Raw genomic sequence first — 19,647 nt, 5'->3', positions numbered from 1 at the left:
TGCATAATCGAAGTGATGTAGACATATTTATAACTAAAAAAATATTCAACTAACAAGGGATAACAATGAAATTTAAACTATTAGCAACGAGTCTAGCCGTTACGCTAGCACTGAGCGGGTGTGCTAGCAATGAAAGTACAACCATGGTTAAAGAAGTTGAAATAGAACAAAACTCTGTAAACACCGCAAACGATCGTGTTTTTTCACAAGACTACGTACTAGAAGAGCTAGATAATGGTTTACGTGTGATGATTGTTAAAACCGATTATCCAGATGTTGTTTCATTGCAAATTCCAGTTTCTGTTGGTTCACGTAATGAAGTAGAGGCGGGTAAAACGGGTTTTGCGCACTTTTTTGAACATATGATGTTTAAAGGGTCTGAAAAGTTTCCACAGGATGTTTATTCAGATATCTTAAAAAATTCAGGCGTTGATAACCGCGCTTATACAACCAATGATTACACTAACTATCACCTAAACTTCTCGAAACAGCACCTTGATAAAGTACTCGAAATTGAAGCCGATATTTTCCAAAATTTAAAATATTCTGAAGAGCAATTTCGTACCGAAGCATTAACAGTGAAAGGTGAATACCTTAAAAATAATGCCAGCCCAATTCGTAAGTTACTCTCTGCTGTTCGAAATGAAGCATTTGAAGAACATACCTACAAACACACTACTATGGGCTTTTTTGAAGACATTGAAGCCATGCCAGATCAAATGGCGTACGGTAAAGAGTTTTTTGAGAAGTTTTACAAACCAGAATATGTTTCATTAGTTATTGTTGGCGATGTTGATACAAAAGAAACTATGGCGATGGTTAAAAAGCATTGGGGTAACTGGCAAAAAGGTGATTATGTTGCTGATATTCCCACGGAGCCAAAACAGCAAGCGGCTAAGTATATCCATGAGAAAAACGAAGGTCTGCCAGGGCATTGGTTGCTTGTATCATACAAAGGCACGGCTTGGCAGCCAGAAGTAAAAGACCGCGCAGCCCTTGATTTACTCTCGCAGCTTTATTTTTCAAATAACTCAGAGTTATATCAAGAGTTAGTAGTTGATAAACAAATTGCCAGCCAAATGTTTACCTATAACCCAGATACAAAAGATCCGGGCTTACTGCATGTATTTGTAAAAGTAGAAAACGAAGAAGACTTAGCTAAAGCGCGTGATGCAATTAATGATACGTATGCAAAAGCGCGTACTGAGCTTGTAGATAGCCAAAAGCTTGCTGACTTGAAATCTAACTTAAAATACAGCTTTATTAATGGCCTCGATTCATCTCAGTCAATTGCATCAACACTTGCAAGTTATATGCACTTTGAACGTGATCCAGAAGTGATTAACCAACTTTATGCAACCGCTGACAGTATTACAGCTAAAGATATTCAAGATATTGCTAACAAATACTTTGTTGATAGTGGTCGCACAACGGTAACTATGTCGGCACTTGATAAAATAGCCGACTTTGAAAAAGAAGTTGACCTAAATACGCTAGTTGCTAGCAAGCAAACAGTCAAAGAGCGCCACTTTAATGTGCTTGATAAGACCAATAGCTCACCATTGATTGACGTTAATTGGTTATTCCACACAGGTGCTGCAGCTGATCCTAAAGGTCAAAAAGGGGTTGCTGCGCTCACTGCTGCAATGCTGGCACAAGGCGGCTCTGAGTCTAAAAGTTATAATGATATCAAAAAAGCATTGTATCCATTAGCAGGCAGCTTTGGTTATCAAATAGATAAAGAAATGATTTCATTACAAGGGCGTGTCCATAAAGATAATGCAGCTCAGTGGTATGCACTTGTTAGTGAGCAATTACTTAATCCTGGTTTCAGAGAAGATGATTTTAAACGTTTAAAGAAAGAGCTGATTGACGGTATTAAATCGGGCCTTAAAGCATCTAACGATGAAGAGCTAGGTAAAGAAGTACTTTATCATAAGCTGTACCAAGGTCATCCGTATGAAAGTTACAACTACGGTGACTTATCAGACCTAGAAGCATTAACTCTTGATGATGTAAGAGCGTTTTACGCAAAAGAGTTCACACAGGCTAAGCTAACGGTTGGTCTAATAGGTGCTGTGCCTGAGTCTCTTAAAACAACCATGTTTGCTGATTTAAGCGATTTACCGAAAGGGGAGGAGAGTCGTTTATCAATTCCCGATGCACCAGAGCTTAAAGGGCATCATGCCACTATTGTTGAAAAGTCAGCGCAATCAACAGCTGTGTCATTTGGTTTCCCAATTGATACTATTCGCAGTAGCGAAGACTGGACTGCACTTTGGTTAGTTCGCTCTTACTTTGGTGAGCACCGCAGCTCTAACTCATACTTGTATGAGCGCATTCGTCAAACGCGTGGTATGAATTATGGTGATTACGCGTATATCGAGTATTTCCCACGTGGTATGTTCCAAACAAAGCCAGATGCAAACCTTGGCCGTTCAGAGCAAATATTCCAAGTATGGTTGCGTCCGTTACGTTCAAATAACGATGCACACTTTGCAACACGTACGGCTTTATTTGAACTTGATAAACTGATCAAAAATGGCATGACTGAAAAAGATTTTGAGGCAACGCGCAATTTCTTAATCAACTTTGTGCCTCAAATGGTTGCAAGCCAAAACCGCCAGTTAGGATACGCGCTTGATAGTGAGTTTTATAACACAGAAACATTTGTTAAATACGTGACTAGCCAGCTTGAAAAACTAAGCCTTGCTGATGTAAATCGCGTAATAAAAGCAAACTTACAAACTGATGATATTCAATATGTATTTATCACAGGCGATGGTAAAGATATGCAAAAACGCTTAGCGTCTGAGCAAACATCACCTATGGTATACAATGCAGAAAAACCAGCAGAACTGGTTGCTGAAGATAAAGTAATTGCTGATTACACGTTATCTATTCCTGCGAAAAACATTGAAGTCTTGGCTGTAGATAAGGTGTTTGAATAACAAACATTTAAATAACTAAGACGATTAATTTAAATGCCCCAAGTTTGGGGCATTTTTATAACATTGCGCCAATCTTTACACCTAGCCCAAAAAGTATGATGGCACTAACGATAAGCAGTAGGGTAATGTGTCCTCTCGATTCCTTTGACATAGCTTAATTTTCCTTATCTCATAATTAAAAATACGGTGATCATGCCAAGTGCAAAGCTTGCAAAAGATGAAATTGCTATCATCGCTGTTATATTTTTTTTATTAATAACCTGTGTTTTAGAGTCTGATGCTGCGACCTCTTCAAGTCGTATCAATTCGCCTTGGCGAACCTCCAATACGGCACATAAGGCCATGGTGGTTTCTTTTGACGCAGCGCCTTCTTTTTCGACTCGCTGAATGGTCCGTAAACTAACATCACAGGCATCAGCAAGTTGCTGTTGAGTCCAATTTAGTTTTTGCCTCAAGCTTTTTACGGTTTGGGGATTGAGCTGCATATTAAAGCTCCCCAATGAGGTATTCTAAAATTGTAATGAGTAAGTAGCCGCCAATGAGTCCACCCAAAAAGCAGCCAGCAAGAACTTTTAGCGATGTTTTTGGATTGTTAAATAGTGATGATTGCTCGTAGCTTTTAACTAACTTTTTATTTTTAAATAGTGAACACTGAAGTTTTCCAGTCAAAATATTCAGCATCTCAAATTTAACATTAAAAGTATTACCAGATAATTCAAATTGATGTTTACTTGTTACATTAATATTTCGCTTTTCACTAACAAGCTCATCATTGATATAGACTTCTTCTTTACCTGTGAAGTAGCTACCAAAACAGGCTATTTGATCATCGCCATCTTGAAAGTAAAATTTATAACCCAGTTTTTTAGTATTAAGTATATCGTTATTCATCATCATTTATCCTTGTTGAGTTGATGATGCTAATTTAGCGTTTATTTTTATTATTTACGCCGTCAGTTATATGCCAATGGCTATATTGTCATATGACATGACGACTGTCATGTGCTGTTAATGTATGAATTAAATGGAATTTTAATTTTTATAATACTTATTGGTTTTTTATTGTTTGTCATGTGGGCTGATTAGTTTATTCATAAGCAATGGGTTTAAGTTTGTTATATCTAATAGCCAGAACAAATAATGACAGTATTAACACATCAGTCGTTAAATCCGTTAAACTTACCTCAAGCACATTTATATTTTATTTAAGGCCGTCCTATGCGTCATGAAATTTGGCAACAACTTCGTACTGAAGCAAACGAAGTTGTCACTCGTGAACCTTTATTAGCAAGCCATGTTTACTCATGTATTTTGAATCACGAATGTTTAGGTTCGGCATTAAGCTTTATTGTGGCAAATAAATTAGCTGATGCGGTTGTGTCAGCATTTACCATAAGAGAATTATTTGACCAAGCGTTTGTTGATTGTGATCGAATGTTGACCCACGTTGCAAATGATATAAAAGCAGTTAAAGATCGAGACCCTGCTGCCGATACTTACTTAACAGTAATATTAAACTTAAAGGGTTTTCATGCAATACAAGCACATAGACTTGCCCATTGCCTCTGGCGTCAAAACCGCAAAGAACTCGCGCGGTTTATTCAAAGCCGTACCTCAGAAGTATTTGGCGTTGATATCCATCCTGCTTGTAAAGTCGGTCATGGTATTATGTTTGACCATGCAACTGGCATAGTAATAGGTGAAACGGCGGTAATTGAAGACAACGTATCCATTTTACAGTCAGTAACCTTAGGTGGTACTGGTAACGAAAAAGGTGACCGTCATCCTAAAATTCGCGCAGGCGTTTTAATTGGTGCTGGGGCAAAAGTACTTGGTAATATAGAAGTAGGTGAAGGAGCAAGAATTGGTGCAGGCTCAGTTGTGCTAAGCCCTGTACCGCCGCATACTACAGCTGTTGGGGTTCCTGCTAAAATTGTTGGTAAGCCAAACTGTCCCTGTCCGGCAGAAAGCATGAATCAAAACTTTTTAGAAGCAGAACCAGAAAACGAATCGCACACCAGCGCCATGTTATAAATGCTGTAAAGGAATTACCGCGTAATGATAAAAAATAGCCCATTGTCTTTATTACTCGCTTTTATTGCGGGTGTTATTATAGCTTCAGGCTATTTTTTACTTATTGCTCCTTTTGATCAAAACACTGACAAAAAGCATATTCAATCAATATCAAAAGCATCAACAAGCACTCCAGCCCCCGTCCAAACAGTTGCTTTGGCTGTAACTGAAATACCTGACCAGCAAACTTTGACTGATAATAATGACACTTCACGCTCTGCAGAGCAGTTACAGCAGCAGGTTGTTGAGTTAAAGCGTGAGCTTGCAACACAAAAAGCCGCAGTGAAAAGTTATCAAAAACAATTACAAGGCCCTTCTGATTTTGAGCAAATGCTGCTTGATAAATTTGATCAGCAAAACCGTGATGAGGAGTGGGCTTACCGCACCGAAGTTGCCTTACAGGATTTTTTGATAACCGCCGACTTAACTATTACTCCAGAATTAGTCAGTGCTGAATGTAAAACCTCAGTGTGTAAGTTTGAACTTGTGGCACCACAAGGCAATGAAGAGTTTGATCACAGGCAGTGGCGAGAATTAAACGATAAGTTAGTTAAGCAAGCGTTTTGGCAACAATTTAAAACCAGCACCTCTACATCGAGTGACGAAAGTTTTAAATTGTTGCTCAGCACAGAGCAGTAATTTTAGCTAGCTTGAGACTCAATGGTGCCATCGGCCAGCTCTGTAATTAAAATATCACCAGAGTTAACCTGTGTTACCGACTTAATCACCTTACCTTGCTTTGATTTAGTGATGCTATAACCACGGGCTAATACATTTAGCGGGCTGACTGAGTCTAATCGACCAGCCTGCATCGCCAGGTTGTTTTTAGCACTCCCCAGCTGCTGTTGCATTGCTTGTTGCAAGCGTACCTGCAGCTGCTGTAATTGATAATCTGCTTGCGAAAGCTTTCTATCGGGGGAGCGTTGTAATAATCGTGGTTTTAAATTAGCGAGCCGACGTTCTTGCTTATAAAGGCGCTGCTGCATGGCGTTTTGCAATGCCAGAGTAAGCTCATCTAAGCGCTGAGCTTGCTGATTTAATTGATTACGCGGATGACAGAGCGTAAGTTTATGTTCAAGCTGCACCGCAAGTCTGCGTTTATCAGCCAGTTGGTGTTTAAATGCATTCGCTAAACGATTAAGCATTTGCTGTACTTGGTTTGTTAACTCAGCACTGTTTGGACTGACAAGTTCTGCGGCTGCACTGGGTGTTGCTGCACGTATATCGCCAACGTAATCACTGATTGTGGTGTCGATTTCATGGCCGACAGCACTAATAACTGGCAGTTCGCTTTCAAAAATAGCGTGAGCAAGCTGCTCGTGATTAAAGCACCATAAATCTTCTAATGATCCGCCGCCACGGCCAACTATAAGTACATCAACTTCTTTGCGAATATTCGCGAGGTTTATTTTATCAATTAGCTGTAGATGTGCGTCTTTACCTTGTACCATGGCAGGATAAATAACGACTTCAAGCTGTGGTGCGCGGCGCTTAAGTACCGTTAATATATCTTTGATTGCAGCGCCTGTGGCGGAGGTTACCACTCCCACTCGATGAACAACATTGGGTAAAGGCTTTTTATGCACAGAGCTAAACAGCCCTTGCGCGGCAAGACGCATTTTCAGTTCATCAAATTCTTGCTTTAATTGGCCTTCACCAGCGGCTTCCATATGCTCAACAATTAATTGGTAGTCGCCACGCGGTTCATACAAAGATACTCGGGCACGCACCGTTACTTGTGCGCCATTTTCTGGACGATAGCGTTGACCACGATTATTACCACGCCACATCGCGGCTTTTACTTGAGCGCGGTCATCTTTTAGAGTGAAGTACCAATGTCCGGATGCGGGAGTTATAAAATTTGAGATCTCCCCCGTTAAAATTAACGACGCAAATCCTTGCTCGAGCACTGTTCTTATTTCTCGATTTAACCTGGAGACGGTATAAACCGTTTGCTGCTTTGAAGTTATGGCCATAAAACGAACCTTAAAAACGCTGATAGGGGGATTTTATCATAAATATTTGCGAAATCTTATTTACTCATGCCAATAACGCTGATAAAATTTGGCCGCAATTCCTTAAACAAGATCCACATGTGAGAAGTTGCCAAAATGCTTAGAATTGCTAAAGAAGCTCTTACCTTTGATGACGTACTTTTAGTACCAGGTCATTCTACTGTTTTGCCACACACGGCAAATATTTCAACTCGCTTAACGCGTGGTATCAAACTTAACTTGCCGCTAGTTTCAGCATCTATGGATACTGTTACAGAAGCTCGCTTAGCGATTGCTTTAGCGCAAGAGGGCGGTTTAGGTTTTATCCACAAAAACATGACAATTGAAGAACAAGCTAAAAACGTACGTAAAGTTAAAACGTACGAAGCGGGCATTGTTTCTTATCCTGTTACTGTTACAGCGGATTTAACCATTGCGGATGCAGTTGCACTTTCTGAAGAAAAAGGTTTTTCAGGTTTTCCGGTAACGGACGCTGATAATGGCCTTGTTGGTATCGTAACCAGCCGTGATATGCGTTTCGAAACGAAACTTGAGCAACCAGTTTCAACTGTTATGACTAAAAAAGACAAGCTTGTTACCGTTAAAGAAGGCGCAGCACGCGAAGAAATTTTAGGCTTAATGCACGAACACCGTATTGAAAAAATTCTTGTTGTTGATGATGCCTTTAAGCTAAAAGGCATGATCACAGTAAAAGATTACCAAAAAGCACAAGACAAGCCAGATGCATGTAAAGACGAGCAAGGCCGTTTACGTGTAGGTGCTGCGGTTGGTGTTGGCGCGGGGACTGATGAGCGTATTGCTGCATTAGTTGAAGCAGGCGTAGATGTATTACTTATTGATACTTCACATGGCCACTCTCAAGGTGTTATCGACCGCGTAGCGGCTACACGTAAAGCATTCCCAGATTTACAAATTGTTGCAGGTAACGTGGCTACAGCAGAAGGTGCAATCGCCCTTGCTGATGCTGGTGTTGATGCAGTTAAAGTTGGTATCGGCCCAGGTTCAATCTGTACTACACGTATTGTAACAGGTTGTGGTGTACCACAAATTACGGCTATTTCTGATGCTGTTGAAGGCCTTAAAGGTCGCGATATTCCAGTTATTGCCGATGGTGGTATTCGTTTCTCAGGCGATATCGTAAAAGCATTAGTCGCTGGTGCATCATGTGTCATGGTTGGCTCTATGCTAGCGGGTACTGAAGAAGCGCCTGGTGAAGTTGAGCTTTACCAAGGTCGTTACTACAAATCATACCGTGGTATGGGCAGCTTAGGTGCGATGGACCAAAAAGAAGGTTCATCAGATCGTTACTTCCAAAAATCAAATCAAGCTGACAAGCTAGTTCCTGAAGGGATTGAAGGTCGAGTGGCTTATAAGGGCCCAATCGCAACCATCATTCACCAACAAGTGGGCGGCCTGCGCAGTGCAATGGGATTAACCGGTTGTGCCACAATAAATGAGTTAAACACAAAACCACAGTTTGTACGCGTTACTTCGGCGGGTATGGGTGAATCGCACGTTCATGATGTGCAAATCACTAAAGAAGCGCCTAACTACCGCTTAGGTTAATCTACCTAACGTATTGAAATTACCGGGCCAGCAAATGCTGGCCCTTATTTATAGTCATTCAGGTTACCTGAATGCCAGTTCTTGACTAACGAGACCCTCAATGAGCAAAGACATTCACGATTCACGAATTCTTATTTTAGACTTTGGTTCGCAATACACGCAATTGATCGCCCGCCGTGTGCGAGAAATTGGTGTTTACTGTGAACTGTGGGCATGGGATGTAACGGAAGAGCAAATCCGTGAATTCAACCCGCAAGGTATCATTCTTTCTGGTGGCCCTGAGTCAACAACCTTAGAAAACAGCCCACGTGCTCCTGAGTATGTATTTAATGCTGGTGTGCCAGTACTAGGTATTTGCTACGGTATGCAAACAATGGCAACACAACTGGGTGGTCGTGTACACAGCTCTGACAAAAAAGAGTTTGGCTACGCCCAAGTTGAAAAAGTAGGTGATTGTGCATTATTTGATGCCATTGAAGATCACATTACTGATGGCGGTAATGGCGTACTCGACGTATGGATGAGCCATGGTGATAAAGTAATGGAAATTCCAGATACGTTCACCACCACAGCTAAGACATCTACTTGCCCACATGCGGCTATGTCTAACGAAGAAAAGCGTTTTTATGGCGTTCAGTTCCACCCAGAAGTAACACACACGCATCAAGGTCAGCGTTTATTAGAACGTTTTGCGATTGATATTTGTGGTTGTGAAAAACTGTGGACTCCAGCAAAAATCATTGATGACGCCATCGAGCGTATCAAAGAAACTGTTGGCGATGACGAAGTTATTTTAGGCTTATCAGGCGGTGTTGATTCATCGGTTGTAGCTATGCTTATTCACCGCGCAATTGGCGATCGCCTAACGTGTGTATTTGTTGATAACGGTTTACTTCGATTAAACGAAGGTCAGCAAGTTATGGACATGTTTGGCAACAAGTTTGGCCTTAACATTGTCAAAGTAGATGCTGAAGATCAGTTCTTAGCGGATCTTGCTGGTAAATCTGACCCTGAAGATAAGCGTAAAGCAATCGGTCACACATTTATTAATGTATTTGATGAGCAATCTAAAAAACTTAAAAATGCGAAGTGGTTAGGTCAAGGTACAATCTACCCAGACGTAATCGAATCAGCGGCATCAGCTACAGGTAAAGCACATGTTATCAAGTCTCACCACAATGTGGGTGGCTTACCAGATGACATGAAGATGGGCTTAGTAGAGCCATTACGTGAGTTATTCAAAGATGAAGTACGTAAAATTGGTTTAGAGCTAGGTTTACCGTACGACATGCTTTACCGCCACCCGTTCCCAGGGCCTGGTTTAGGTGTGCGTGTACTGGGTGAAATCAAGAAAGAGTACTGTGATTTACTTCGCCGTGCTGATGCTATCTTCATTGAAGAGCTACATAAAGCAGAGCTATACCATAAAGTAAGCCAAGCGTTTACGGTATTCTTACCGGTTAAGTCGGTAGGGGTTATGGGTGATGCACGTAAGTACGATTGGGTTGTAAGCTTACGCTGCGTTGAAACCATCGACTTTATGACTGCGCGTTGGTCACATTTACCGTATGAGTTCTTAGGTGTGGTTTCAAACCGTATCATTAACGAAATCGACGGTATTTCACGTGTTGTTTACGATATTTCAGGTAAACCACCTGCCACGATTGAGTGGGAATAACTGCTAAGCGGTTTTCCTAATTGATTAAAAAACGGCGAATTAGCATGCTAATTCGCCGTTTTGTTTATTTAAAAAGCAAACAAACCAAAAAGTTGATTTTTTACTTTACCTTTAGCGAAAGGTCTCTATAATTCATCGTCATTGCAGGGGCGTAGTTCCAATTGGTAGAACAGCGGTCTCCAAAACCGACGGTTGGGAGTTCGAATCTCTCCGCCCCTGCCATTTCTTCTTTACATCGTTTTTATTACTTCTTATATTGTTCCAGTGTTTAAATCTACTGAGTTGTTATGCATCCACGTCACGCAGCTATTTTTGGTATAGAAAACCTCGAACTTAACCAACATTTTCGTAGTGATACGTCAGCGCATATAGTTGCTGATACTCATCAAGCGCAAGTTGCACAAAACAGCTCTGATAATGACTTGCATAGTCGTACTCTTGATGTGAGCGCTTCGTTGTTAGCTGATATAAACCGAGTAATAGCCCCAGACACTATTAGCAATATAATCCAAAGTGATAGCATTACTTGGCACGATGGCATATTGAGCTTACCCACGGCGCAACTTAAACCTGAACATAAACGTGCGCTGTGGGCGCTGATGAGCGATAAAATTGATAACCTTTGAATCTGTTACAGAATCTTCAATCGATGCTCTAATGAGTATTGAGAGCGCGTGCCATAGTCACCCATGGACAATAAACACCATGCAATCTTGTTTAGCTGGGCGTTACTTTAATTTAGCCGCTTTTGTAGGTTCTGATATGGTGGGGTTTTACATTGGCGAAAAGGCTGGACCTGATTTTACGCTTATGGATATTTGTGTAGCGCCAGAATATCAAGGGCAGGGCATTGCAAAACAATTGCTTGAGAGGTTTATAGCGTACGGCGAACAACACACCGCTGAAAACTTATTTTTAGAGGTGCGAGAGACAAATACTCGTGCAATCAAGCTATATGAGCGCGCAGGGTTTAGTGAAATGTCTGTACGTAAAAATTATTACCCGAGCGATGACCCGACTAAAAATGGCAATGAAGACGCCATCCTAATGGGAATGACTCTACTTTTCGGTTAAGATTTGTGGTTTATAGTGTATTTTATTGCTTCAATTAAACTCAATGCTAAATAATCCCGGCGGTTATGATCCGTGTCTCTGCCTCGTAAATTATCTTCAAGCTTTGCAGCCGCTTGGTGAATATTACTAAAGCCAAAGCAGCCAGCACTGCCTTTTAAATTATGAGCCAGTGCTCTTAGCACCTCCCACTCTCCGGCCTGATATAACTCAATAACTTGCGCTAAATGCTCAGGTAGTTTTGAGCGATAATTTTCGTTTATCTGTTGAAACTTTTCACTATTTAGTAAACTATCCCATTTGTTTTGGCTGTCTTTTTCGATATGTAAGTATTTAACAAGAACATTTTCTAGTGCATCTTTATCAATCGGTTTGGCTAAGGCTTCGTTGCAACCTGCTTTTAAATAAGTATCTACATCATGTTTCATTACGTTCGCAGTTAGGGCAATAATAGGGCCGTCGTAAGCTGCATGACGGAGCATTTGCGTTGCTTCTAACCCACCCATGACAGGCATCTGCATATCCATAATAATAACTTGATAATCATTAACTAACGCCATTTCTACCGCTTCTGCGCCGTTGTTTGCTATATCAGGGTCTAAGCCCCAGGTTTGCAGCAGTAATGTGATAAGCACTTGGTTATCAGGGTTATCTTCAGCGACCAAAATATTTGCATCAAAGCTGTTGGCTGCAAATGAAAGTTGGGTGTCTTTTTCAGGCTTTAATTGACTTAGCTCTGTTAGCATTGGGGCTTGATTTTCTGCAGCTAAGTTGCAAGCTATTTTGACGCTAAAACAGCTGCCCATGCCTGGTGTGCTTTGTACGTAAACGTCTCCGCCTAGTAATTGTGCTAAGTTTTTAGAAATACATAACCCAAGCCCAGTACCACCAAAGCGGCGAGTAGTTGTGGCATCAGCTTGCTCAAAAGGTTTGAAAACACGTTCTATCTCGTGCTCTGACATGCCAATACCGCTGTCTTTTATGGCAAACTCAATTGATTGGGAGTTTTCATCATAAGTAATATCTAAGCTTATTAAACCTTGTTCGGTAAATTTAACCGCGTTACTGGCGATATTAATCAAGATCTGTTTTAAGCGGGTTGCATCAGAATTAATTATTTTAGGTAATGGCAAATGATAATTTATCTCGCATTTGAGGTTTTTTTCTTGCGAAAGGGGACGAATTATCGAGTCAATATCATGTACAAGTTGAACAATATCAAGAGGTGATTTTTCAACAGCCAGCTTTTCAGCTTCTATTTTAGAAAGATCTAAAATATTGTTTATTAGTTCTAGCAGGTGCTTAGAATTACGTAAAATAGTAGCTAAATGTAGCTCATCTGAGACGGCTTCTTTGCTGTGTAATAGCTGTTCTGTAAAGCCCATGATCGCCGTTAATGGCGTACGAATTTCATGACTCATGTTCGCTAAAAAGCGACTTTTAAGTTGGTTTGCCTGTTCAGCTTGCGCAATAGCAGATTCAAGTTGGCTATTCATGGTTTCGAGTGCCCGGGTTCGGCTTTCGACCTTGTCTTCAAGGTGATGCTTATACTCTTCAAGCTCATCTTGATAATGGCGGATTTGGTTTACCATGTGATTAAAGTCGTTAAACAGTACACCTACTTCATCATTATTGTGGGCGGGTAAGTACACAGATAAATCACCATCGCCAACGCGGTGGCTGGCAGCCCCCAAAGACTCTATTGGGTTGAGTAATAGGTTACGCACAACGATAAAGATCAGCATAGGTAAAGTGATTACAGAAATAATGACAATCAATGCGGTGATCAAACTGATTGCTTTACCAGATTGATAAAGTAAAGCTTTGGGGATGGTTGAAACATAATAATAGCCACCACTCATTTGAACGGCGTAAATCATACGTTCTATTTTATCTATACTGGATAACTCGATGGTTGACAGCTTACCTAAATCGGCAAGGTTATGAATTTGTTTTAGTTCATATTCACTAATAAATTGCCCACGTTTATTGTAGTCAGAACTAAATAAAATTTTACCGTCTTCTGTTAACAGCAAATTGAGCGTGTTGTTATATGGTGCTTCTAGGATGCTGGTATTTAAAATAGAAGGCTCAACATGTAAAATAATAAACCCTAGTTGTTGGGGTCGTTTTAAATAGTAATCAGCACTGTAAACGCGCTGCACAAAATATAGACTTGTTGTACCGTCGTTTTTTTGCACCATAAATTGCTGCTGGCGTAGGTTGCTCTGTAATACACGAGAAAAAAATGGGTAGTCTGTAGGGGGAGTATTTAAATTACTCGAGTAGTAAGCTTTACTCTTTCCACTTGGTGAGACAAGGTTCACACTAATAATGTCAGGGTAAGCTTCAGAGTAGCTGGCAAATACATCCATTAAGTCACCTAATTGAGAGGTGTAATTGCCGTTACTTAACATATCATCAGCAAGGAAGTCACTTAATACGGGTGAGGTGGATAAAAGCTTTGATGTTGAATGAAAAGAATCAATGTAGTTAAACATTTTTTGTTGCTGTTGTTCAACAAATCGACTCACTATAAGCTCAGCCTGCTTCTGGGTTGAGTTAGTTACATTTGTTAATGTAAATCCGCCCAAAAATAGCAGTGGTAAGATCACAAGCGGTGTGATGTACCATAATAATCGAATACTAAGCTTACTGGTTTTCATGCCCAAACAATAACTCCTCCGTGTAATCTTTCCAATAGTATGCGTTAGTCGTACATTACACAAGCTTCCTACATACTGGCTTAATTATAGTTTCTCAGAAGTGCTTAATTACTTGCAATCGTTGCTTTTTTGGCTAAGACAAACAAGGTATAATAGCGTTAATTCTATTTTATTTTTACGATGCCCAAAGAAGGCCTTGTGTTGGCTGGTTTTTGTTGTGCGTTGTTATGACTTAAAGCGGCTTACATGTCTAATTTATTAAACGAAATCAATACGCGACGAACGTTCGCTATTATCTCTCACCCTGATGCCGCCCAGCCTTTCAACGCTTAAAACCACCTTTCATTGCACACCACAATCACATCTCTACGTACTGAATTTAAAGGCTTTTTGTCTTTTTCTCGTTTCTTTGCTTTTCAATGATGTTCAAGCGTAACCTCGGAAAGTGTGTACAAACTTGAGTACAAATTCCGTTTTAAAGGCCTTTGGCGATAATTCCATGACACAAACTTGGCTGTAGGCCTTGTGGTTACTGGATTTGACGTGAAAAGTACTACCTCTAAAAAGAGTCCCCATTTTTTGATAAATGTTTTCTTCTGCACCAAAATACAAAATTTAATTAAGGGGTTTATTATTGGTGTGATTCTTGCTTTGGCGTTTGTTTTTGAAGATGCTTGAAGCGAACCAATACGACTATTTCTAACTGAGATATCGGACTTACCCTCAAATTTAACTACAGTTCATACCCTCGTTTTGCACTTTATTATCGGCCTGTGTGTACAAAATTTCCTGTAACTGTGTACAAACTTCCTCTTTGTTGCACTTATCTTCTGGAGATTTGACGCGAGTTCTTCTGTAGCCCCTGCTGTATAAGGTCTGAGCGACAAAAGTACTTAGGGAGTTTGATGTGTCAGTTCGCGATTATCAGCGAGAGTATCGCTCTTTTGTCGATGACAAAAATCTCCTTCTACTTATATGTAATTATGTATCAGTTCATGGCTTTTGATATGTAATGGCTAATCGAATTTGTGTTATTTGAGTTACCGTGATATGTTTTTGTATATAATTATTCTTAAGTGATGTATTAAGGTGTATCGAAATGAGCTATGTAACAGAGCAGATACTAGAAAGCCTTCGAGAAGCTCGGGTACGTAAAGGTTTTAGTCAAAGAGAGCTGAGCGCGCGTTCGGGTGTGCCGCAAAGCCATATATCCAGAATCGAGTCTGGCGGTGTTGATTTAAGAGTATCCAGTTTGATTGCTCTTGCCCGTGTACTAGACCTAGAGCTATTGGTTGCGCCTAAAAAATCTGTACCTGCCATCAAGTCGATCATTCGAAGTGGACAAGGTATTAACGGCATCAGTGACGAGGGTGAGCCAATGTCGCCCGCATATCAGTTAGAGGAAGACGACGATGACTAACCATGTCTCTACGCTCAACGTTTTGCTTTACGGTAAACCCATTGCAACGATCACCAACGTGGGCAATGACAGAACACTTTTTGCCTTTATGGATTCGTACATTAATGACGAATCACGGCCTGTGTTAGGGCTTGGCTTTAAAGATTCGCTAGGTGGCTTGCTGACTAGCTTCAAACCGACCCAAACCAAGTTAACCCCGTTTTTCTCTAACCTTTTGCCAGAAGAAACCATGCGAAATTACCTGGCAGAGCGTGCCGGTGTTAATCCAGCGCGGGAGTTTTTTCTATTGTGGGTGCTGGGACAGGATTTGGCAGGCGCGATCACGGTTGAGCCTGCGGATGGTGAAGCCTTACCACCTAATGTGCATCAAGACATAGAAGATGAAACGAAAACAGATGGGCCAATGCGTTTTTCATTAGCGGGAGTTCAATTGAAGTTTTCAGCTGTGCAGCAGGCAAATGGCGGTTTGACGATCCCAGCAACCGGTCAAGGTGGTTCTTGGATTGTAAAATTGCCGTCGTCTCGATTTGAAGCTGTGCCAGAAAATGAATATTCGATGATGGAACTGGCTCGAATGTTGGGAATGGACGTGCCAGAAACGCAGCTACTCCCCATTAATCGGATTGCTAATATCCCCAATGGCATTGGCAAATTTGGTGACAGTGCGTTTGTGATTAAGCGTTTTGACCGTGCAGATGGTCAAGCTGTTCACATTGAGGACTTTGCGCAAGTGTTTGGTGTTTATCCTCAAGATAAATACAAAAAAGCCAGTATGCGCAATATTGCTCATGTTATCGGTATTGAAGGGCAAGACGAAGACATTGCTGAATTTACTCGCCGATTGGTGTTCAATACTCTAATTGGTAATGCTGATATGCATTTGAAGAATTGGTCTGTGATCTACAAAGATAAGCGCACCGCATCGATTGCGCCTGCTTATGACTTTGTTTCAACCATTCCTTATATCCCCGATGATAGTGCATCGCTGAAGGTGAGCCGTAGCAAGAGATTCAGCGATTTCACGCTGGATGAGTTATCACACTTAGCGGCTAAAGCCATGTTGCCAGAAAAATTGGTGTTAGATACTGCAAAGCAAACTGTAGCAGGCTTCCATGAGGTATGGGCGAAAGAAAAAGCGCATTTACCCCTCACTAAGTCAGTGATTGAAGCCATCGAAATGCACTTACGAAGTATACCGCTACGCTGAATTCCTAGTAGCTAGAGCGTGCATATCGATAAAGATGGTTTAACTTAATGCGATTTTACGGCGCTTTTCGCCGTAAACTGGAAATTTGGTAAACTGCACAATGATACCGGTGTCATGATAAGGCTGATCTTCTGAACAAATCATGCATCTTTCTGACCATCAACAAGTGATGAATCAGGCGATGATAGCTTTACATTGATTTTCAGGAGAATGCAGATGACAGCAGTAGCGCACCAGGTAACCCCTTTTCTAACATCTTACGAAGTGATGGCTCGTTACCACATTAGCTATACGACGCTCTGGCGAAGAATAAAAGATGGCAGCTTGCCGCAACCTCGTATCAACCGAAATACACGAAACAAGTTGTGGCACATTGAAGACCTAGAAGAGTATGAGAAGAAAGAGGATTGAGCCTCTTTCTTTTATTTTATTGTCCGAAACGCCAGTTGAATGAAAAGCCTGTCGGCTCGATGATGGTCTCTAGCTGTTGATACCAAACGTCGTAAGCATGACGCATTTCATCCAGGTACTGATATTGGTTGTAGATAGCATCCAACCCTTTTTTGCTGTGGCCAATCATCAACTCGGCAACTTCTTGCGTCGTGATGGCAGACATTCGCGTTCGCATCGTTCTGCGAAGATCATGCATAGACCAGTGTTCCATCTCAATACCAAGCGACCTGCGAGCCCAGATTTTCACATTGTTAGGAATAGTGGTATCAAAGCCATTTGTGGCAAGCTCTTCTTGTCCGTTCGCGGGAAACAAGTAAGTTGATTTGCTCATCTGCATCGCTAGTTCAATCAGCTCAATAGCAGGCCTTATCAATGGCCGCATGATCGGCGCTCCAATTTTCTCACCTTGTTTGCGGATCTCTATGGGCACTGTCCACATTGCAGATTGCAAGTCAAAGTGATGCTTTTCAGCTTGAATGAGTTCGCCCTTGCGACCGCCCAATAGCAGAAGCAGTTTTATGTAGATGCGATTCTTCTCAGTGATTTTTGACTCGTGCAAATAGCGCCAAAGTACCCTGATCTCGTTGTCATTTAGCACCCGAGTTCGTTTGCCTTTCTTACCGCCAACCTTTTTTGCTGTGATCCCAGCAGCAGCGTTAATTTCTAAGATCTGTTCATCAATCAGCCAGTCATAGAACTTATGCAGTACAGACACTAGGCGCTCTGTGTTTGACGGAGACGATTCCGAAACCTCACGAAGACAGTTTCTTAAGGACAATTCATTGATGTCAGTTAATGGGTACTTGCCAAGTCGGGGCAGCAAATATATTTCACTGCTGCGTTTTTGGAAGTGCCACGTTTTCTCCTTTAGCCCTTGCTTACCGGCAGAGTCTATCCAGTCTCGAAAAATCGATTCGAAACTTTGGTTGGCAGAATACTTAGCCCGTTCCTGCTGTAGGTAGAGCTTGGGATTTCTGCCCTGATCAAGTACAGCCCTTAACCTATCCAGCTCATTCCTAGCTTCAGCAAGCTTCATAAGTGGGTAAGTACCTATGTCTACCCGCTGTTGCTTGCCATCGAAGCGATAACGAAACTGAAAAACAATTTTGCCCTTGGGCGATACCCGAGCACTTAGCCCATCTCGGTCGGCTTTTACTACGGTTTCTTTTGCTTCTTTATTTAACCTGGCATCGAGCCAGCTAACTGATAACGCCATGTTATAAGCCCAGCCCTAGTTTTGATTTTAATGATTGTTTACGTGATTCTGCTTTGGGTTCTGGCGCTGTACTCACAGAAGTAATTTCAACTTCTGGAGCATGGCCATCCACCGGTACAGATGCCGTGGATAGATTGGGTTGGCTCATGTGAATTAACCCAAAGGTGGCCAGCATCCGCAGACGCTCAGCGCGTTCCCGTGGCGGCGTCTTTTCCAATTCTTTGAGTAGTTCTGGGTGGCTCCCTGGGGGAATGTTGACGACAACTCTCATAATCAGGCCCCATAAAACCAGAAGCCTCGGACGTTCGCCAAAACAGACTGCTCAGGCACGATGATCTTGCTTCGTGAAAAAATCTCCTTGGCCGCTTCCTTATAAGCCAAGGCTCCACCTCCGGCGATCAATACCAAGTCCGCATTAATGCTTTCGTCGCGCATAGATTGACGCATGGCTGTAAGCGCAACAGGCGCTACCTTTTTCATGGCAGCATTCAGATAAGGTGAAATATCGACTTTTTCTCCAAATAGCAGGACCTGTAAGTCGCCGGTTCTCATGGCTTTTTCAAGTCGATCCATTCCGACTTTGGCACCGTGATCTTCTGAAATCAGCTTATCGATTGTTTCCAGTAGCACTGACATTGCCTGAAGACTGGTTCCTGATGAGCTGTAGCGAATTTCTCCGGCCTCAAGGGCAACCCAGTCAACAGAAAAGAAGCCGGGATCGATGACGACGACGCGACCTTCTTCAATCAAGCCCAAATCACCACCTGTTTGAACCAGATCCATGTAGGCACCGGCAGGCTGCGGCAGCACTTTGACGTCATGAACAGTGATGCTGCGCTTAGGCGTCACTTGATGAACACCTTTTAAACGCTTCACAAGGTCAGACTTACGTTGTGGTTCATGAAACTGGGAAACCGGTAATCCAGTGACAACCAAATCGATGGAGTCAGTTTCAGCCATTAACAAGGCGGCATGAAAAAGCGCCTTATAGGTTTTTGTGGTGGGATACTCCGGGTGAAGCTCTCGCTCCCAGCCTTGAAGGCGTCCAGCAGGCACACCTGCCGCCCAACGCTCATTATCGACAGACACATACAAACAAGTTTCATCATCGCCTCCACCGATACGCTCCGGCATACGATCCGCAGGACCGGCACCCGCAGGCAGAATAATGGTTTTCGGTTCACTGCCTGATTGGCCAATTGCCAGCTTCAGGTTTGAGTAACCGATATCTACGCCTAGTACAAACATACTTATCTCCTGTGCACTCAAAGTGCTCTAACGGTTTTCAATCAACCGCACTGGTCACGCTTGGGTATGTCCAAGTGCTCTGG

16 protein-coding genes and 1 tRNA gene are annotated in these 19,647 nt (G+C 41.9%); 10 read left to right on the top strand and 7 right to left on the bottom strand.

The features are described 5' to 3' along the window. The first annotated feature begins 65 nt into the window (after positions 1-65). Entirely contained in the window at positions 66-2,951 is a 2,886-nt protein-coding gene (locus ACHUE3_RS10420) for a M16 family metallopeptidase (protein WP_394192351.1), read from the top strand. A gap of 164 nt (positions 2,952-3,115) precedes the next feature. Here the strand turns inward: ACHUE3_RS10420 and ACHUE3_RS10415 are convergent, their stop codons facing one another. Beyond that, the gene (locus ACHUE3_RS10415) at positions 3,116-3,436 is read right to left on the bottom strand and encodes a helix-turn-helix transcriptional regulator (RefSeq protein ID WP_394192350.1); all 321 of its coding nucleotides are present in this window, start codon (positions 3,434-3,436) and stop codon (positions 3,116-3,118) included. Position 3,437: 1 nt separating this feature from the next. Then, the gene (locus ACHUE3_RS10410) at positions 3,438-3,842 is read right to left on the bottom strand and encodes a hypothetical protein (protein WP_394192349.1); all 405 of its coding nucleotides are present in this window, start codon (positions 3,840-3,842) and stop codon (positions 3,438-3,440) included. Between the two features lie 327 nt (positions 3,843-4,169). Here ACHUE3_RS10410 and cysE point away from each other — a divergent pair, with 327 nt between their 5' ends. Both cysE and ACHUE3_RS10400 read left to right on the top strand, forming a co-directional pair. Continuing rightward, positions 4,170-4,985, top strand: coding sequence for a serine O-acetyltransferase (cysE, locus tag ACHUE3_RS10405; RefSeq protein WP_394192348.1), 816 nt, complete (start codon positions 4,170-4,172; stop codon positions 4,983-4,985). 24 nt (positions 4,986-5,009) lie between these two features. Next, a complete protein-coding gene (locus ACHUE3_RS10400; RefSeq protein ID WP_394192347.1) occupies positions 5,010-5,663 on the top strand; it encodes a hypothetical protein in 654 nt (217 codons plus the stop codon). A gap of 2 nt (positions 5,664-5,665) precedes the next feature. Here the strand turns inward: ACHUE3_RS10400 and xseA are convergent, their stop codons facing one another. Continuing rightward, the gene (gene xseA, locus ACHUE3_RS10395) at positions 5,666-7,000 is read right to left on the bottom strand and encodes an exodeoxyribonuclease VII large subunit (RefSeq protein ID WP_394192346.1); all 1,335 of its coding nucleotides are present in this window, start codon (positions 6,998-7,000) and stop codon (positions 5,666-5,668) included. 135 nt (positions 7,001-7,135) lie between these two features. Here xseA and guaB point away from each other — a divergent pair, with 135 nt between their 5' ends. From guaB to rimI, 5 genes are all read left to right on the top strand, one after another. Then, positions 7,136-8,605 carry an IMP dehydrogenase gene (guaB, locus tag ACHUE3_RS10390; RefSeq protein ID WP_394192345.1) on the top strand — a complete coding sequence of 490 codons (1,470 nt, stop codon included), beginning with the start codon at positions 7,136-7,138 and terminating at the stop codon, positions 8,603-8,605. A gap of 100 nt (positions 8,606-8,705) precedes the next feature. Further along, positions 8,706-10,283, top strand: coding sequence for a glutamine-hydrolyzing GMP synthase (gene guaA / locus ACHUE3_RS10385; RefSeq protein ID WP_394192344.1), 1,578 nt, complete (start codon positions 8,706-8,708; stop codon positions 10,281-10,283). A 145-nt stretch (positions 10,284-10,428) separates the two neighbouring features. Then, positions 10,429-10,505: transfer RNA gene (locus ACHUE3_RS10380), tRNA-Trp, on the top strand. A gap of 65 nt (positions 10,506-10,570) precedes the next feature. After that, positions 10,571-10,909 (top strand): hypothetical protein, encoded by a 339-nt coding sequence (locus ACHUE3_RS10375; RefSeq protein ID WP_394192343.1) that lies wholly within the window; start codon positions 10,571-10,573, stop codon positions 10,907-10,909. Then, entirely contained in the window at positions 10,896-11,357 is a 462-nt protein-coding gene (rimI, locus tag ACHUE3_RS10370) for a ribosomal protein S18-alanine N-acetyltransferase (protein WP_394192342.1), read from the top strand. The genes ACHUE3_RS10375 and rimI overlap by 14 nt, the downstream gene beginning before the upstream one ends. Here rimI and ACHUE3_RS10365 read toward each other — a convergent pair. Next, a complete protein-coding gene (locus ACHUE3_RS10365; protein ID WP_394192341.1) occupies positions 11,354-14,020 on the bottom strand; it encodes an ATP-binding protein in 2,667 nt (888 codons plus the stop codon). The two genes, rimI and ACHUE3_RS10365, sit on opposite strands and share 4 nt — an antisense overlap. Before the next feature lie 1,099 nt (positions 14,021-15,119). Here ACHUE3_RS10365 and ACHUE3_RS10360 point away from each other — a divergent pair. Further along, positions 15,120-15,440, top strand: a complete 321-nt coding sequence (locus tag ACHUE3_RS10360) for a helix-turn-helix domain-containing protein (RefSeq protein WP_086597896.1) — start codon at positions 15,120-15,122, stop codon at positions 15,438-15,440. Beyond that, positions 15,433-16,647, top strand: coding sequence for a type II toxin-antitoxin system HipA family toxin (locus ACHUE3_RS10355; RefSeq protein WP_394192340.1), 1,215 nt, complete (start codon positions 15,433-15,435; stop codon positions 16,645-16,647). Before ACHUE3_RS10360 ends, ACHUE3_RS10355 begins: the two co-directional genes overlap by 8 nt. Before the next feature lie 427 nt (positions 16,648-17,074). Here ACHUE3_RS10355 and ACHUE3_RS10345 read toward each other — a convergent pair whose 3' ends face one another. The 3 genes from ACHUE3_RS10345 to ACHUE3_RS10335 form a co-directional block, all read right to left on the bottom strand. Beyond that, positions 17,075-18,316: a tyrosine-type recombinase/integrase gene (locus ACHUE3_RS10345; protein WP_394192339.1), complete on the bottom strand. Its 1,242-nt coding sequence runs from the start codon at positions 18,314-18,316 to the stop codon at positions 17,075-17,077. Position 18,317: 1 nt separating this feature from the next. Further along, the gene (locus ACHUE3_RS10340; protein ID WP_193221733.1) at positions 18,318-18,464 is read right to left on the bottom strand and encodes a hypothetical protein; all 147 of its coding nucleotides are present in this window, start codon (positions 18,462-18,464) and stop codon (positions 18,318-18,320) included. 125 nt (positions 18,465-18,589) lie between these two features. Then, positions 18,590-19,564, bottom strand: coding sequence for a ParM/StbA family protein (locus ACHUE3_RS10335; RefSeq protein WP_394192338.1), 975 nt, complete (start codon positions 19,562-19,564; stop codon positions 18,590-18,592). Positions 19,565-19,647 lie beyond the last annotated feature (83 nt).

It is taken from the genome of Pseudoalteromonas atlantica (assembly GCF_043641955.1).
GTDB lineage: Bacteria > Pseudomonadota > Gammaproteobacteria > Enterobacterales > Alteromonadaceae > Pseudoalteromonas > Pseudoalteromonas atlantica_A.
This window is presented reverse-complemented; position numbering and strand designations above follow the sequence as displayed.

Coding starts and splice junctions, on each gene's coding strand:
- ACHUE3_RS10420 (WP_394192351.1), top strand. CDS start 66: ATGAAATTTAAACTATTAGCAACGAGTCTAGCCGTTACGCTAGCACTG.
- ACHUE3_RS10415 (WP_394192350.1), bottom strand. CDS start 3,436: ATGCAGCTCAATCCCCAAACCGTAAAAAGCTTGAGGCAAAAACTAAAT.
- ACHUE3_RS10410 (WP_394192349.1), bottom strand. CDS start 3,842: ATGAATAACGATATACTTAATACTAAAAAACTGGGTTATAAATTTTAC.
- cysE (WP_394192348.1), top strand. CDS start 4,170: ATGCGTCATGAAATTTGGCAACAACTTCGTACTGAAGCAAACGAAGTT.
- ACHUE3_RS10400 (WP_394192347.1), top strand. CDS start 5,010: ATGATAAAAAATAGCCCATTGTCTTTATTACTCGCTTTTATTGCGGGT.
- xseA (WP_394192346.1), bottom strand. CDS start 7,000: ATGGCCATAACTTCAAAGCAGCAAACGGTTTATACCGTCTCCAGGTTA.
- guaB (WP_394192345.1), top strand. CDS start 7,136: ATGCTTAGAATTGCTAAAGAAGCTCTTACCTTTGATGACGTACTTTTA.
- guaA (WP_394192344.1), top strand. CDS start 8,706: ATGAGCAAAGACATTCACGATTCACGAATTCTTATTTTAGACTTTGGT.
- ACHUE3_RS10375 (WP_394192343.1), top strand. CDS start 10,571: ATGCATCCACGTCACGCAGCTATTTTTGGTATAGAAAACCTCGAACTT.
- ACHUE3_RS10365 (WP_394192341.1), bottom strand. CDS start 14,020: ATGAAAACCAGTAAGCTTAGTATTCGATTATTATGGTACATCACACCG.
- ACHUE3_RS10360 (WP_086597896.1), top strand. CDS start 15,120: ATGAGCTATGTAACAGAGCAGATACTAGAAAGCCTTCGAGAAGCTCGG.
- ACHUE3_RS10355 (WP_394192340.1), top strand. CDS start 15,433: ATGACTAACCATGTCTCTACGCTCAACGTTTTGCTTTACGGTAAACCC.
- ACHUE3_RS10345 (WP_394192339.1), bottom strand. CDS start 18,316: ATGGCGTTATCAGTTAGCTGGCTCGATGCCAGGTTAAATAAAGAAGCA.
- ACHUE3_RS10340 (WP_193221733.1), bottom strand. CDS start 18,464: ATGAGCCAACCCAATCTATCCACGGCATCTGTACCGGTGGATGGCCAT.
- ACHUE3_RS10335 (WP_394192338.1), bottom strand. CDS start 19,564: ATGTTTGTACTAGGCGTAGATATCGGTTACTCAAACCTGAAGCTGGCA.